13 protein-coding genes are annotated in these 14,572 nt (G+C 38.8%); 8 read left to right on the top strand and 5 right to left on the bottom strand.

Going from position 1 to position 14,572, the window contains the following annotated elements; genetic code table 11:
* Positions 1-156 precede the first annotated feature (156 nt).
* Complete coding sequence (locus AB4J89_RS09015) at positions 157-1,029, top strand: LysR family transcriptional regulator (protein ID WP_193775143.1); 873 nt, start codon at positions 157-159, stop codon at positions 1,027-1,029.
* Positions 1,030-1,033: 4 nt separating this feature from the next.
* Here AB4J89_RS09015 and AB4J89_RS09010 read toward each other — a convergent pair whose 3' ends face one another.
* Positions 1,034-1,489: a regulatory protein RecX gene (locus AB4J89_RS09010; RefSeq protein ID WP_075673485.1), complete on the bottom strand. Its 456-nt coding sequence runs from the start codon at positions 1,487-1,489 to the stop codon at positions 1,034-1,036.
* A gap of 356 nt (positions 1,490-1,845) precedes the next feature.
* Between AB4J89_RS09010 and AB4J89_RS09005 the strand changes: the two genes are divergently transcribed.
* From AB4J89_RS09005 to AB4J89_RS08975, 7 genes are all read left to right on the top strand, one after another.
* Positions 1,846-2,841 (top strand): hypothetical protein, encoded by a 996-nt coding sequence (locus tag AB4J89_RS09005; RefSeq protein ID WP_088494496.1) that lies wholly within the window; start codon positions 1,846-1,848, stop codon positions 2,839-2,841.
* Entirely contained in the window at positions 2,841-3,983 is a 1,143-nt protein-coding gene (locus AB4J89_RS09000) for a BamA/TamA family outer membrane protein (RefSeq protein WP_088494495.1), read from the top strand. Before AB4J89_RS09005 ends, AB4J89_RS09000 begins: the two co-directional genes overlap by 1 nt.
* A complete protein-coding gene (locus AB4J89_RS08995; protein WP_088494494.1) occupies positions 3,983-5,137 on the top strand; it encodes a DUF4056 domain-containing protein in 1,155 nt (384 codons plus the stop codon). Before AB4J89_RS09000 ends, AB4J89_RS08995 begins: the two co-directional genes overlap by 1 nt.
* A 275-nt stretch (positions 5,138-5,412) precedes the next feature.
* Positions 5,413-6,207 (top strand): protein bax, encoded by a 795-nt coding sequence (locus tag AB4J89_RS08990; protein WP_088494493.1) that lies wholly within the window; start codon positions 5,413-5,415, stop codon positions 6,205-6,207.
* A 163-nt stretch (positions 6,208-6,370) separates the two neighbouring features.
* Entirely contained in the window at positions 6,371-7,789 is a 1,419-nt protein-coding gene (locus AB4J89_RS08985) for an MBOAT family protein (RefSeq protein WP_368468974.1), read from the top strand.
* On the top strand, positions 7,776-8,978 hold the full coding sequence (locus tag AB4J89_RS08980) for an SGNH family hydrolase (RefSeq protein WP_088494491.1): 1,203 nt from the start codon (positions 7,776-7,778) through the stop codon (positions 8,976-8,978). Before AB4J89_RS08985 ends, AB4J89_RS08980 begins: the two co-directional genes overlap by 14 nt.
* Positions 8,953-10,185 carry an SGNH/GDSL hydrolase family protein gene (locus AB4J89_RS08975; protein ID WP_368468972.1) on the top strand — a complete coding sequence of 411 codons (1,233 nt, stop codon included), beginning with the start codon at positions 8,953-8,955 and terminating at the stop codon, positions 10,183-10,185. The genes AB4J89_RS08980 and AB4J89_RS08975 overlap by 26 nt, the downstream gene beginning before the upstream one ends.
* 65 nt (positions 10,186-10,250) lie before the next feature.
* On the opposite strand, the gene AB4J89_RS08970 is transcribed toward AB4J89_RS08975, so the two are convergent.
* The 4 genes from AB4J89_RS08970 to gntR form a co-directional block, all read right to left on the bottom strand.
* On the bottom strand, positions 10,251-11,189 hold the full coding sequence (locus AB4J89_RS08970; protein ID WP_088494489.1) for a methyl-accepting chemotaxis protein: 939 nt from the start codon (positions 11,187-11,189) through the stop codon (positions 10,251-10,253).
* A 150-nt stretch (positions 11,190-11,339) separates the two neighbouring features.
* Entirely contained in the window at positions 11,340-12,677 is a 1,338-nt protein-coding gene (gntU, locus tag AB4J89_RS08965; RefSeq protein WP_088494488.1) for a gluconate transporter, read from the bottom strand.
* The gene (gntK, locus tag AB4J89_RS08960; protein ID WP_088494487.1) at positions 12,674-13,228 is read right to left on the bottom strand and encodes a gluconokinase; all 555 of its coding nucleotides are present in this window, start codon (positions 13,226-13,228) and stop codon (positions 12,674-12,676) included. The genes gntU and gntK overlap by 4 nt, the downstream gene beginning before the upstream one ends.
* A 320-nt stretch (positions 13,229-13,548) precedes the next feature.
* Positions 13,549-14,544 (bottom strand): gluconate operon transcriptional repressor GntR, encoded by a 996-nt coding sequence (gene gntR, locus AB4J89_RS08955; RefSeq protein ID WP_088494486.1) that lies wholly within the window; start codon positions 14,542-14,544, stop codon positions 13,549-13,551.
* Positions 14,545-14,572 lie beyond the last annotated feature (28 nt).

Here is a 14,572-nt window from a genome sequence, read left to right as displayed (position 1 = left end):
ATTAGTCAGTATTGTTGTTTTTTTTAATTTATTCTTTATCCTTTTTTCATTTTTAGTCGCATCAAAATGATTATTGATAAATATCAATATAACGATTACATTTAGGAGGATTATTTATTCGTAAGATATATATAAATAAATATGGAGAACGCCTGCATGTTTTTCTCACGAAAAATAAATCAGTTCTTTGCCGTCGCAACTTGTCAAAGCCTAGTCAAAGCTGCAGAACAAATCAATGTTACCCCATCCGCACTACGCCACGGGATTAACGAACTTGAAAGCCAAATAGGTAAGTCACTGATTAAACGCTCCAAAAGCGGAATGGGTCTTACCCCTGCAGGAAAAACACTTTATGATCGTTTATATCCCTATTATGAAAAAATTAGAAAAATTGAAAATCAGATAATGAATCCCAATGAAAATAAAACCTCGCTCTCCATTAAATTAGATGGTCTTTATTATCCTGACTTAAAAACAAAACTGTTGGAGATCCGACAAAAAAACAATCAATATAGACTATCTTTAGAAGATGGTTATATTGATGATATTAAAGAAGAACTTTTTGATAAAGAGTTTGATCTTGTTATTTCCTCTCTTGAATTTGACTATTCTCATAAAAATATTAATACGATTAATTTATGCACACAAAAAGTCGGCTTATTGGTGAGTAGAAAACTCTTTGAACAATATCCCAACACCAAAACATTTTTTGCCAAAGAAACCTTAATACAAAGAAGCAGTACTTTGCAAAACCCCATATTTTCAACGATTTTAGATAAGCTAAAAAATCAAGGTTATCAATATCATACTTTAGGGTTAACAGAGATGGCGGATGTCTTGCACTGCGTTGATTTAGGGGCGGGTTACTGCTTTATGCCTGAAAATATTCATTATATTTCAACGATCACAAATGATGAGGTTCAATTTATTCGCTCACCATTTCCTTTTAATATTTTCTTACATCAAAAGGTCTATTTTAAAAAAAATAATGATAAAAAATTAGCTGATATTGCAATGACACTACGTTAATCAATTAAAACAGCGCATTGATATAATCAGAGGTAAACCCACGATATTGCAGATAACGAATTTGCTTGGCTCTCTCTTTAAAGTCTTTGGGTTTAGCGGTACCGAATTTTTTCTCTTTCAGATCTTGGCAGAGTGCGTACCAATCAGTGTCTGTTTCTTCTAATACACGCTCAATAATTTCGCTAGGAAATCCTTTTAAGCGTAATTCTTGGCGAATACGTAACGGTCCATAGGATTTATTTAAATAACTACGAAAAAAACTATAAATAGTTCGATTGTCATCAAGATACTGGCTTTCAAGCAAGCGCTCGATGACTTGAGGCAAACATTCGGGGGCAGTCGGTGAATCCTTCTCAGTTTCGCGAATTCGACGTTCAATTCGACGTTGCAGTTCGCTTGTACTGTAATCACGGCGAGACAGCATAAAAATGGCGTACTGATAAAGCTCTTGATAGGTCATAACGTTCCTTTATTAAAAGAGTCCATATAAAGCAACTATTATCATAACGGTTTATCACCGAAATAGCTTATTTCGATGTTAATTTCATCAGTAATATCGAGAGAAATAAAACAGTAATAATTAAAAGAAGAATTATCATTCTCTTTTATAATTTCAATCGACTAGTTTTATTAAGGTTTTCTTAGGAAAAATAGGGATATTAACTTAATAATCCCTTAATAATACTACAATAATGCGAAATACAAGCATCAATTACTGTATATCGCACTTATAGCTGGTGACCATCAATTAGAAAAAGATTAAAATTTTCCGCTACTCTTTTACTACTTACTTTTTTAATTTCCTGTGGGTTATGTATGAACTTTTCCAATTTAAATAAGGTGGTATTAACCGCCTCTCTTCTTGCGACTGGCTTTTCTTACGCGGATAGCGATCGCCCACTGCTTTCTTTAAGTGTTAGCCAATCCGGTGGTACTGCTTTAAATAATGAAGGTTCATTAGATACTCGTACCCCAGCAAGCCAATCTCGTGTTTTACCCATTTGGGGCGATGAAGCTCGTGCCCGTGGTTATGATATTCCAGAGCCTTTTGGTGCTAGCTACAACTATATGAATCTACGCCAAGACGTTATCGTAGATAAAATTGCGTTTGGCTCTGACAAACCGCTAGGACAAAATATTCTTTCTATTGTTGGTGTTGATGTTGGTCATACTCGCAGTAGCAATGAATCTCATATGCTAAAACTCGATACTTGGATTTTTCCATTTATGAATGTTTATGGGATCTATGGTAAGACAAAAGGATCGTCTAGAGCACAGCTAAATGCAGTTACACTAGGTGGGCAAGAAATCGCAAATGACTTACCCTTTAATTTAGATTATGAAGGTAAATCTTATGGCGGTGGTTTTACTTTAGCCGGTGGTTATAACCAATTTTTTGGTACTTTTGATTTAAACTACACTAAAACAAATTTAGATATTATCGATGGTGATATTAAAGCGTTAGTGATCACACCTCGTGTGGGTTATGAATTTATTTTCTCACCATTAATTTCAGGTCAAGGTAATACTAAACTGCAAGTCTGGACAGGTGCAATGTACCAAGATATCACCCAGCGCTTTAAAGGTGATGTGAGCAGATTAAGCTTACCAGAAGAGCTTGATGGAATGATGAATATCCTTCCACCTTCTATGATGGGTAATATCAAATTCGATGTTGAACAGCATCTTGCCCATAAATGGAATAATACTATTGGTGCACGTTTAGAATTAACGCGTAATTTTAACGTCACAACTGAGCTTGGTTTCAACAACCGTAATAGCTTCTTTGTTTCAGGTGAGTTCCGTTTTTAATGGTTAAATACCCTTTTATTTTTGGGCTGGCATTTGCCAGCCTATTTATTTCGCATACAGCACAAGCACAACTCTTCCCCGATAGACAACAAATAGACCAATGGTTAGTTGGACTAGGGGGAGAAAATAACTTCGACCGCAGTAAAACTATCGACTGGGGCATATTACCGGGACCATTTTATACGCCAGAGCTAGAATTGGGTGTAGGCATTGCCCTTGTTGGTCTTTATCAAGCCGATAGTCGCCCTGATAGCAAAATCTCGTCTCTCTCGTTAAGTGGTTTTGGTTCATCAACCGGTGCTTTTGGTATGAACTTTAATAACTACACCTATTTAGCAAATGATACGTGGCGTTTTTATCTCACAGGAACATTAAATAATGTCCCTACCAATTATTGGGGTGAGGGTTATCACGAAGGACGTGTAAAAGATCATTTCGGTGAGTTTCGCTCTCAAGAATTGCGTCTAACCCCCACGTTATTGCGCCAAATTACCAAAAACACTTATATAGGATTAGGGTGGGATTACTCCAACCTACAAGCTGCTGCCCCAGATAATCCCTTTAAAGACTATATGAAGGCACGTGATTTACCTTTGCGTTCAACTAGTTCAGGAATCACAGTTCGATTTACTTACGATAGTCGCGATTTTTTACCGAATGCTTACCAAGGTCAGGCTTTTGATATCAGCTATACCCATTACTCACCAGATACGGGCAGTAATAATCGTTTTAATGCGACACAGATACAATATAACTACTATTATCCCTTAAGTGATAATGCGGTATTAGCATTTGATAATTATGCCCGTTTCACATCAGGTGATGTGCCTTGGAGCCAATTATCTAAACTGAGTAATGGGCAGCAAATGCGAGGCTATTACGAAGGGCGATATCAAGATAATCACGTATTTTCAACTCAATTAGAGTACCGCCAAAAACTCGATTGGCGTCATGGCATTGCACTTTGGGTTGGTGGTGGTACGTTAAGCGACCAAGCGAGTGATTTAGGTAAAGGCCATTGGCTACCTAGTGTCGGAGTAGGTTATCGATTTGAATTTAAACCACGTATGAATGTACGTCTCGATTTTGGTATAGGCAAAGAAAGTACAGGATTCTATTTTCAAGTAGGTGAAGCATTTTGATGTTTAAGCGGTTTCTTTTTATCAACACCATTGTCTTCTTCTTATTTATTGCAGGTTGCACTCAAGTCATGCCTGTTAAATCTCTGCACGCCAATCTTGATAGTGTCACCCACGAAGAAGCAACACAGCTTTGGCAAACACCCGAACCGTTAACAGCACCCAACGGCTTAAGACCTTGTTGTGCCTTTGGTTACGACTTAAAAGTTAAAGCATTCGAAATCCCTATTCCTTTCTATCGTATTGATAACGTTGTTGAGGCCTCAGCATTGGGTAATCATCGTTATAACGATAGTTTTTGGCTAGGTACAGGCGCAGTATTGGGCTTAGGAAGTGAAAAATCTGGCTTAATTTATTCTCATAAAGGGGGATTTCTTGATATCGCCCATATTCGTGATACCGCGGATTATACTTATTATCTCTTTAGCCATATCTATCCAAAATTAGGACAAGAGTGGACGCTAACGTTAAGTGATGAGTTGGCACAACGTAAAATCCGCTTTAATGCATTCACACCACCTAAAAATGAATTAGAACGTTATACCTTAAGTGCCTATCTTGCTGCACACCTCGGTTATCGCCTTGCGGTATGGCATGAAATTGCACAATGGTATGGTTTTCGCTCTGTACCCGGTTTTTCAGAAGGTATCTCTGCATTTTCACCCGAAGACCTCTACTCCAATTTAATTGGAGCAAGGCTTTCTCTTACACTGATCTTAAAGGGTCACGCCACCAGCCTTGAGCAATATAATCAATCAATGCAGGGTATTATTCCTTCTGCACTTTATCAATTAGAGGCTCAACCTCGCCAATTAACGCAACAATGGTTTGATGTTATTGATGGACAATGGTGGGATAGTCAGCAACGAGTCCCCGATAAATTCTTAGTTTTGCTGCGTGATTATCATATCTCAGACCAACGGTATCCAGTGTTACCTTTTGAGGAAATAACGTCGCCTCACTACCTCACTTTACCTAGTGCTTATTCTGGTTACGTTTTAGAACAATTAGCAGAATTTCAGCTTTGGCCAACAAAGGAAATGGGAAATTTACCGCATCCTAAAACCTACTGGAGTGAAGCGGATTTTACTGATTTAACAGAAAAAGCACGTGAAATTGATAATAAAACCAGACCAAAAACAACAAAAATTGACTAAATAATAAACAAAATTGACACATTAAAAACCCTTAATTTTACTAAATTTAGGTTAAGTCACTGCTTTTATCATAAGATAAATTTAAGTTTACGATGAAAAAGCACTTTTTGTTAAAGGAAAAAAGCGATTATAAAACGAGGCTTTCCAGTAAACCTTATACATTTATTTAACAAATCACTCGTAGTTATCCTAATGTGAGGCGATATTTTGTAGATATGAAAAAAGTAATTTGCTAGTATTCGTTCGATTTTTATCCAGTTAAACGAGGAGAAGCAATGCCCTCTCAATTGATGAGGACAAGTGCCGTCTTCGCTTTCTTGATTTCACTACTATTTACTGGTGTAAGTTTTGCTTCAACCAGTACCGGCAGTTCCCAGATACTGCAGGCGTATTCTTTCAAAAGCACGTCAACACCGTTGCCAGATTTGAAAAGATACCCTTCGGGAACACAGCGTAAGAAAGCGTTTTTAAATGTCATAGTTCCTATTATTGACAATGTTAATAATAAGATAATGAGAGATCGTGAGTGGTTAACTGCTCAACGTAAAGCCCAGCACTGGGGCAGCGCAGATTTAAAAAAACTGCGTGAAATCTGTCAATACTATGGCGTCACATGTACCAGCCCGAAAAAAGTAAATTGGGATTCGTTATTAACTCGCGTTGACATTATTCCGACACACTTTGTCGCAACGCAAGCTGCAACGGAATCAGGCTGGGGAACATCGAAGTTGGCACAACAAAATAACAATCTATTCGGTATGCGATGTGGGAGTCAGTCTTGCAATAACGTTCCAGGGAAAACCAAAGGCTATGCAGCCTACCCTGATATTGAAGGCTCAGTGATTGCTTATATGCGTAATCTCAATACGCACCGCGCCTATAATTCATTGCGCTCCTCAAGAGCACAGCAAAGAATGACGCAGCAACAACTCGACTCTCGCCAGTTAATCACTGACTTGAAAGGTTACTCAGAATTGGGTTCAAGTTATAACGATTATCTGACCGAAATGTTCGACTCAAATAAAAAACTGATCACTCAAGTTCAGTTGCAGTCGAAGCAAGATAGCTAAGCTTTAACAAGCTTTCATCTGACAAAAAGCCACTTTTCTTTCTAGAGAAAAGTGGCTTTTATTTATTACAAGATAATCTTTTGATTGAAAGCCTGCTTAGAATTCATAATATATGGGGTAACACGTTTGGTATGACTTTTAAATCACACCCTTAGAGCCCTTTATGAATTTTTTTTCATTCGAGTTTCTCGGAGCCTTTGTTAGCTTTTTTGTTCTATACTGGCTCTTCCAAAATCACGTCAAGATCCAAAATATCCTACTGATTACAGTCAGTTATGCTTTTCTTTTTTATGCGGATTATCGTCCTGCGATTATCTTATTAAGTTACACGCTCTTTATTTATTTACTGGCGAATATATTAACTAAGTACACATCCTCTAAAGTCATATATTGGCTATTAGGGTTATTAGTTGCGGTCTATTTTACTGCCTTTAAATATTACTCATTCTTCCAAGAAACGCTGACACAAGCATTCCAGCAATGGGGACTCAGTATTGAGCTGCCTCTTATTGAGTTGCTTGCGCCACTAGGACTCTCTTTCTATATTTTCCATTCAGTTAGTTATGTCGTTTCTGTTTGCCGAAAAGAGATCCCTAAAGCACCGTTTTTAGATGTCGTTCTTTATCTATGCTTTTTCCCAAGCATAGTTGCGGGGCCGATTAATCGCGCTAAAGAATTTCTTCCACAAATTCAGGCTCCAACCCGAAAAATCATTGATTATAAAGGGGCGATAATGCTGATTGTTTTAGCTATCGCAAAACTCTTTTGGTTAAGTGGTTGGTTTTCAACAAACTATGTTGATCCGGTATTTAACGCGCCTGATTTAGCGCAAAGTGGGCAAGTGCTGACGGCGGTTTATGCCTATGCATGGCATATCTATTTTAATTTCTCTGGTTATACCAATCTTGTTACAGGTATTGCCTTATTACTGGGCTTTGTTGTCCCTCGCAACTTTAATGCACCTTATTTAGCGATAAACTTAGCTGATTTCTGGCGTCGCTGGCACATCAGTTTATCTACCTTTATTCGTGATTACGTCTATATTCCTTTAGGGGGTAATCGTAAAGGAGTGATTAGACAAAACTTTAATGCCTTTGCCGCGATGGTAATTTCTGGATTATGGCACGGTGCTGCTATGACCTTTATTATTTGGGGTGCTATTCACGGAATTGGTGTGGTGTTATTAAATATTAAACACCGTCTCTTCCCTGTGAAGAAAAATGCCCCACCAAGCGCGTTATCGTCATTGAATATGTTGTTGTCATGGATAATTACTTTCCACTTTGTTTGCTTTGCTTGGATATTTTTCCGCAGTCAAACCGTGGGAGATGCTTTTGTTTTAATACAGCAACTCTTTAGTGTGGGTGCTTGGGCGTCATTACAAGCTGAAGGCTTAACCCTCTTTATGTTCTGGGGACTTTTCTTACTTTACCCTTGCTTTGTAACATTAAGGGATATTGTGGCTCGTCTTGAGAAAAGAGTGCCGTGGTATGTTTATCCGCTACCACTTGCGTTGATCCTCACGATTATTTTCATGTTGTCTCCAGATGGGGTGCCAGGATTTATTTATGCCAGCTTTTGATTTCTGCTCAAACTTAAAAAAGACAGCAAAAGTTGCCTTAATGGTGCTATTCAGCACCCTCTTTCTGATTTGGCTAAACCAAACATCACTAGAGCGTTTTTGGCAACAACAATATCATCGCCCTGCACCTTGGTCTGGACTTTCTCACTATTATGCTTGGCAAGTGGGTGGACAACTGCGTGATGGCGTATTCGTTGCGATAGAAAGCTATGGAGATTACCTACAAGTTAATCATCCTGATAATCAGGCTAAACCAATAGTGCAAACCTCAGCCCCTGAGCAGCTCCCTGAAGGCTTTGCTGTTGGCTTACACTTCTTTAATGGGTACACACGACCAGCGACTCAATTAACGCAACGCTTTCCTCAATTATTAGAGCGCAAGCAGGCAATGGGTGGGTTACCTTACCATTCTGTTACAGACGTGTCTGATGCCGCATTAGAAGCCTTAAAACCTATCGTTCAAAAAACAGAAATTATCTTATCACCAGAAGATAAAGTGCTATTTGCGGGCGATTCAATGATGCAAGGTGTTGCACCTTTACTTAAACGTCAACTGCAAACGGATTACAACATCAGCAGTATCGATTTAAGTAAACAAAGTACAGGACTTGCCTATCCACGCTTTTTCAATTGGCCACAAACTATTGCGACACGCTTAGCCAATGACGACTCCATCAAATTATTAGTGGTCTTTTTAGGCCCTAACGATCCTTGGGATATGCCGCCTGATGGCGGAGGACGCTACTTAAAATTTGCCAGTGAAGCATGGGAATCTGCCTACCGATCACGTATTGCAGGCATTATAGAAAATGCAAGACAGAATAATGTCACGGTGATTTGGGTTGGTCCCCCTAATATGCGTAAACAGAAGTTATCTGAAGGTATGGCATATCTTGATAAACTTTACCGCGAAGAAGCTGAGAAAATGGGCGAAATTTACCTTTCCGTCAATGATATGTTTAAATATGAGAAAGATATTTATTCTGATTATATGGGCGATGGTAGCAGTCGTGTTAAGTTAAGAGCCGGTGATGGCATTCATTTTAGCTTAAAAGGTCAGCAAATTATTGCTCAACACGTATTCTCACGTATTCATCTTCAAGAAGAAATTAAAGAAGATAATGCAGTCGATGATGTAAAAGATAAAAACACGGTTATTGTAAATGAAACAAATAACGCACATCCTTGAGCGTAAGACTTTAGTCAGTAGCTCAATCGTACTGGCTTTAGTTTCACTCTTAGTTGCTTGTAACCAAGACACTGAAAAAACAGTAAAGCTCCCTGCACCAACAGTATTACCTGCTGATGGTTCAAGACAGCTTTATAACTATCATGATCCCCACTTTGCCGGCTTTGTTAAGAAATTACAGCAAGGTCGCCAAACTGTGCATATCGTTCAGTTAGGTGATTCCCATACTGCGGCCGATTTTTTCAGTGGTAAGTTACGTGAACGTTTTCAAGCTGACTATGGTAATGGCGGTATTGGTTTTATTCCTCCAACGAATATCGCAGGTCAGCGTATTGCGAATGTACAATACCAAAGTGACAAAAAAGCTTGGACACTGCTTTCAAGCAGAAAAGATAGCGATCCTGATTTCCCATTAGGGGGTTTTATTAGTGAACCTCAAGCTAAATGGGCAAAATTACAGTTATCTGAAAACCCAGTAACTCAGCAGCGCTATCAATTACAAGCACTTTATAAAACGCCAACGACAGCGCAAGTGAATGTACAGTCATCGACAAGCAAAGTCCTTTCACTGTCACAAACACAAGGTAAATGGCAATTTTCAAATCCGACTGCCATGACATTCCCTGTCAGCATTACCGTTAGCAAAAACCAGCCTGTTAAATTAGGCGGCTGGTTGATCACCAATCAACAGCCCGGCGTCATGCTTTCATCATTAGGCATTAACGGTGCCACTATTAATATGATGGATAGATGGGGTTCACAATGGACCGAAACGTTAGGACAATTACATCCTGATATGGTGATTTTGGCTTATGGTACAAACGAATCCTTTAATGACACTTTTGATTTAAGTGCCTATCGCCAGCAACTTACGGATAAAATTCGCCAAATTCGCCAGCAAGCCCCTAATAGCGCTATTTTATTAATTGGGCCGTCTGACTCAATCAAAAATAAAGAAGCCTCTGACTGCCGTTCACAACAGCCTCAATGGCTAACTGATATTGTCAGAATTCAAAAAGAAGTCGCCCAACAAGAGAAAACGCTATTCTGGGATTGGCGTGACTATATGGGTGGAGAGTGCTCCATAAAAGCGTGGGCGTTGTATGATTTAGCAAGACCTGATGGTGTTCATCTTTCTCGTGAAGGCTATGAAAGCAGTGCCAATACACTTTATAGTCAATTGAACACATTAATGAACAAAGGCTAATTCACGCTTTACAACACACAAAAAGGAGCTTATTGCTCCTTTTTTTCTTATTTTTATTTAGCTGATTAGTAATCTACTGAGTTTAATAAAACATCCACATACTTGATAACATCGACACTAGCCTGTTCCATTCGCTCTATATATTGCGTTACCGCTTCTTGATCACCTTTTATATTAGCGCTTAGCGCTAAACGACCGCATTCATGCACTAATTTATGCGGCTCATCTAAACGACGAAAAGCCTCTGTGCCCGCAAATTTCCGTCCATCACCTTGGTAATACCATTTCCCTAATCGACATTCAGTATGCTGATTAACGCAGTGCTCATCATCATTATTTAATAAATGAATATAAATAGCTTCTTTCCATAAAACATGATCGAGTTTGACGGTATTAAAAAATTGCTGCATCGAAATAAAGGTAAAAATATGTTTAAGCTCGCTCGCTTGTTCCGACAATGATGTTAAATTTTGATGCCCTTCTTCAACCTGTATTTTTATTTGTTGAACCTGCTCTTGGTTTTTTTCTGTGGTTTCTTTCACAGGAATAAAGCGAGCACCTAAATTATTATTAATACTGGCAATAGAAGAAGCTTGCTTCTGGATTTCTAATGATAACTTTTTCATCTCTTGGGCTAAGACTGAAAATCCCGCACCTTCTCGCCCTATATGCCCTGCTTCAATCGCTGAATTTATCGATAAAAGATTCGCCTGACTGGAAAGCCTATCGATATTGCTGGCGCTCTCTTTGATTTTTTTTAGCCAACCAGAGAAATTTTCTATCTCTTCTCGGCTATGTGTAAAATGTGTATCAACCTCATTTAAAAATTGAGTTAATAAGCGGGAATTATCCAGCATTTTGCTGAATAGATGTTCCATCTCATCGAGCAAATTAAGCTTATCTTGTAGCTTATTGCTTGATGCTAAAATCGAATCACGTATAAGTGTGATTGTGTGAATATTACAATCCGTGTGTTTAATAAAAAGCGAATTATAGTCAACCATAATATGACAACCCCAATGTGCCCACAGAATAAAGAAACCTATAGGTTAATGAGACACGAGGTATTTTCTGTCATATTTGATAGCCATTTATAGCAATGAAAAAAGCGCGTCAAAGGACGCGCTAATAATTTGAAAAATAAAGATTAGATATCAAAGAAATGCGAAGAAAATCATACCAATTACAGCACCGGTTGTGCCAAGAATAGTTTCCATTAATGACCATGTTTTTAAGGTTTGAGCTTCTGTTGCGCCTGTAAATTTACCAAACAACCAGAAACCAGAGTCATTAACGTGACTAAGAATAATAGAGCCACCCGCAATACAAACTGATAATGCAGCCATTTGAGCACCGCTGTAACCCAATTCATTGATAACAGGTAAAACTAAACCGACAGCAGTTAAACAAGCAACTGTTGCTGAACCTTGAATAACACGTACTGCACCCGCCAGAATAAAACATGCTACTGCGATTGGCATACCTGCACCAATTAAAGCATTACCCAATGCAGGACCAACACCCGAATCTACCAGCACTTGTTTAAAGACACCGCCAGCACCTGTTACCAGTAAAATGATCCCCGCAGGTTGGATTGCAGCAGAACAAATCTCCATCACTTTTTCTTTACTCATACCACGGCGGATTGCTAAGCCGTAAATAGCCACTAAACAAGCGACAAGAATAGCGATAAATGGATGACCAACAAATTCAAGAATGTTATATAGCTCTGAACCTTTCTCAACGAAACGCGCACCAATGGTTTTGCATCCCACTAACACTAAAGGTAATAACACCAGTGCAAGACTGAAACCAAAGGAAGGCATTTTGTTTTGACCTAAACTTGGTTCAGACAAATCTTTTGGTAATTCTAAGGTAACGTAACGGCTGATAAAGTTACCGAAGATAGGACCTGCTAATAACATGCCCGGAATTGCCGCACACAGACCAATTAAGATCATCCAACCAAAATCTGCATTCATTTGGTCAGCTAATAACATTGGTGTTGGTCCCGGTAATAAGAAGGCTGCGGCACCTGCAACACCCGCAAATAAAGGGATCGCCATTTTCACTACATTGCCACCGGTACGGCGAGCAACAGCAAATACAACACCAATTAATAAAACAACGGCGACATCAAAGAACAGAGGTAGAGCACAAATTAAACCTGCGATACCTAATGCGTAGTTGGCACGTTTCTCACCAAAATACTTTAATAACCGTACTGCGATTTGGTCTAATGCCCCTGTTTCATGCAGCACCTTACCAAACATTGCACCCAGTGCGACAACGATAGAGAGGAAACCTAAAGTACCTCCCATTCCGTTTTGCATGGTTTGTGTGATTTTTTCCAAAGGCATGCCTGAGAAAATACCCGCACCAATCGCAACAATCATTAATGCAATAAAAGCATGTAAGCGTGCATACATAACAAAAAAGAGCAGTAATAAAACAGAGCCAACTGCTGTTAGCACAAGTGTTAATGTACTCATACCGTTTCCCCTTCAAAAGTCCCTTGAGTGACTGAATTTATCTTACTAATTGCACTTTCAATCACATCATCAAGTGGCATTGAAATATCAATTTCATACACATCATTTTCAGCTGTTGTTGGCTCTTCTAAGGTTTCAAATTGTGTCACTAACATTTGAGGTTTAAAGAAGTGCCCTTTACGTGCTTTTAAACGACTTTCAATCAGCTCATAGTCACCTTTTAAATATAAAAAGTGCAGGCATTGATTGCCGTCTCTTAACATATCTCGATACTGTTTTTTCAATGCAGAACAAACAATTAACGAAACACTATTGGTTCTTTGCATTGCAAATGCGGCATCATTTAATGCTTGTAGCCAAGGTTTACGATCTTCATCATTTAAAGCATGGCCTGATGCCATTTTAGTAATATTTGAGCGAGGATGGAGGAAATCACCGTCTAAAAATGCAGCACCTGTACGTTGTGCTACACCGCTTGCGACCGCAGATTTACCGCTGCCTGATACCCCCATTAAGATGAAAACATGGTGTAGGGATTGGGTATCGTTCATAGAATGCTCCTTTAAGGCAGATATTAAGTCTTTTTTGTAATGTTACCCGTAACTGTTACGGGTAACATATCCGAAGTGACAAGGTAAATACAACAACGAAGATCAACTAAGAAGTGAAAATGTGAAGCGACTCTCAAATGAAAGTAAGATGATCTACAAAATGACAACAAAATATCTGACCAACTTCTTTTTATTCACAGCCAAATTGGGAGTAATAACACTAAAAGAGAAAAGGCATCTCAATAAAAAACCCTACTGTTACAAACATAACAATAGGGCTTAAAAATCATTATTTTTAAAATTATCAATAAGTTAATTAATTATATACTTTCACCCGTAATAATGCGGAAACCTACATCAATCACTTGACCACGAGCAATTTTACCTTTCATCCGTTTAAGCAATAAATCAGCAGCTTGTTGCCCCATTTCATCACGAGGGGTAAAGATACTCGCCAGACGAGGCGTCATCACTTGTCCAACATCGTGTCCATGGAAACCCGATATCGCAATATCCTCTGGCACAGAAATACCTAAACGTTGACACTCAAAAATGGCACCAATTGCGATATCGTCATTAGTGCAATAAAGCCCATCTAAATCAGGATATTGCTTACGTGCAGCATGTAATAATTCAGCACCTAACGAATAAGATGAGCTTTTTGGCGTCATCACATTGCCAATAGGTAAGCCTGCATTTTGCATTGCTTTTTCATAACCTTGTAACCGCATTAAGGTTCGTTCATCCTGTCTTGCACCGAGGTAGATAACACGTTTACATCCACGTTTGATCATCTCATTGACCATCTGTTCTGAAGCGTCAACGTTATCTAATCCTACTGCCGAATCAAAACAAGGCGAGACACTGTCCATGATTTCCACTACAGGAATACCTGCGGTTTCTAACATTTTCATTGTCTTTGGTGTATGCGTTCTTTCAGCAAGAATAAGCCCATCGATATTATAAGAGAGTAATGAAAGTAGACGCTCTTCTTCTTTTTCAGCACGATATCCGTAGTGCGCTAACATGGTTTGATAACCGTATTTATCGGTCACTGATTCAATGCCACGAATAACTTCAGCAAAAACTTGGTTAGTTAAAGAAGGTAGCAATACCCCAATCGCATGACTGGTCGAATTCGATAAAATATCAGGGGCGCGATTAGGAATATAATTGAGGCTATCTAATTCACGCGCAATTTTTTCTCGTAAAGCTTCAGAGACTTGTTCGGGATTACGCAAAAAACGACTAACCGTCATTTTGGTAACACCGACTCGTGAAGCGACATCCTGTAATGAGGGGCGTTTTTTCTTCATTTTATATCGCAACTATCCAAAAACACTC

It is taken from the genome of Proteus sp. STS61-E (assembly GCF_040932335.1).
In the GTDB taxonomy this organism is placed as follows: Bacteria; Pseudomonadota; Gammaproteobacteria; order Enterobacterales; family Enterobacteriaceae; genus Proteus; species Proteus mirabilis_B.
This window is presented reverse-complemented; position numbering and strand designations above follow the sequence as displayed.

Excerpts from the sequence above, each read along its gene's own strand:
- AB4J89_RS08990 (WP_088494493.1), top strand. The coding sequence starts at position 5,413 with ATGCCCTCTCAATTGATGAGGACAAGTGCCGTCTTCGCTTTCTTGATT.
- AB4J89_RS09005 (WP_088494496.1), top strand. The coding sequence starts at position 1,846 with ATGAACTTTTCCAATTTAAATAAGGTGGTATTAACCGCCTCTCTTCTT.
- AB4J89_RS08975 (WP_368468972.1), top strand. The coding sequence starts at position 8,953 with ATGAAACAAATAACGCACATCCTTGAGCGTAAGACTTTAGTCAGTAGC.
- AB4J89_RS08970 (WP_088494489.1), bottom strand. The coding sequence starts at position 11,189 with ATGGTTGACTATAATTCGCTTTTTATTAAACACACGGATTGTAATATT.
- gntK (WP_088494487.1), bottom strand. The coding sequence starts at position 13,228 with ATGAACGATACCCAATCCCTACACCATGTTTTCATCTTAATGGGGGTA.
- gntR (WP_088494486.1), bottom strand. The coding sequence starts at position 14,544 with ATGAAGAAAAAACGCCCCTCATTACAGGATGTCGCTTCACGAGTCGGT.
- AB4J89_RS09000 (WP_088494495.1), top strand. The coding sequence starts at position 2,841 with ATGGTTAAATACCCTTTTATTTTTGGGCTGGCATTTGCCAGCCTATTT.
- AB4J89_RS09015 (WP_193775143.1), top strand. The coding sequence starts at position 157 with ATGTTTTTCTCACGAAAAATAAATCAGTTCTTTGCCGTCGCAACTTGT.
- gntU (WP_088494488.1), bottom strand. The coding sequence starts at position 12,677 with ATGAGTACATTAACACTTGTGCTAACAGCAGTTGGCTCTGTTTTATTA.
- AB4J89_RS08985 (WP_368468974.1), top strand. The coding sequence starts at position 6,371 with ATGAATTTTTTTTCATTCGAGTTTCTCGGAGCCTTTGTTAGCTTTTTT.
- AB4J89_RS08980 (WP_088494491.1), top strand. The coding sequence starts at position 7,776 with ATGCCAGCTTTTGATTTCTGCTCAAACTTAAAAAAGACAGCAAAAGTT.
- AB4J89_RS08995 (WP_088494494.1), top strand. The coding sequence starts at position 3,983 with ATGTTTAAGCGGTTTCTTTTTATCAACACCATTGTCTTCTTCTTATTT.
- AB4J89_RS09010 (WP_075673485.1), bottom strand. The coding sequence starts at position 1,489 with ATGACCTATCAAGAGCTTTATCAGTACGCCATTTTTATGCTGTCTCGC.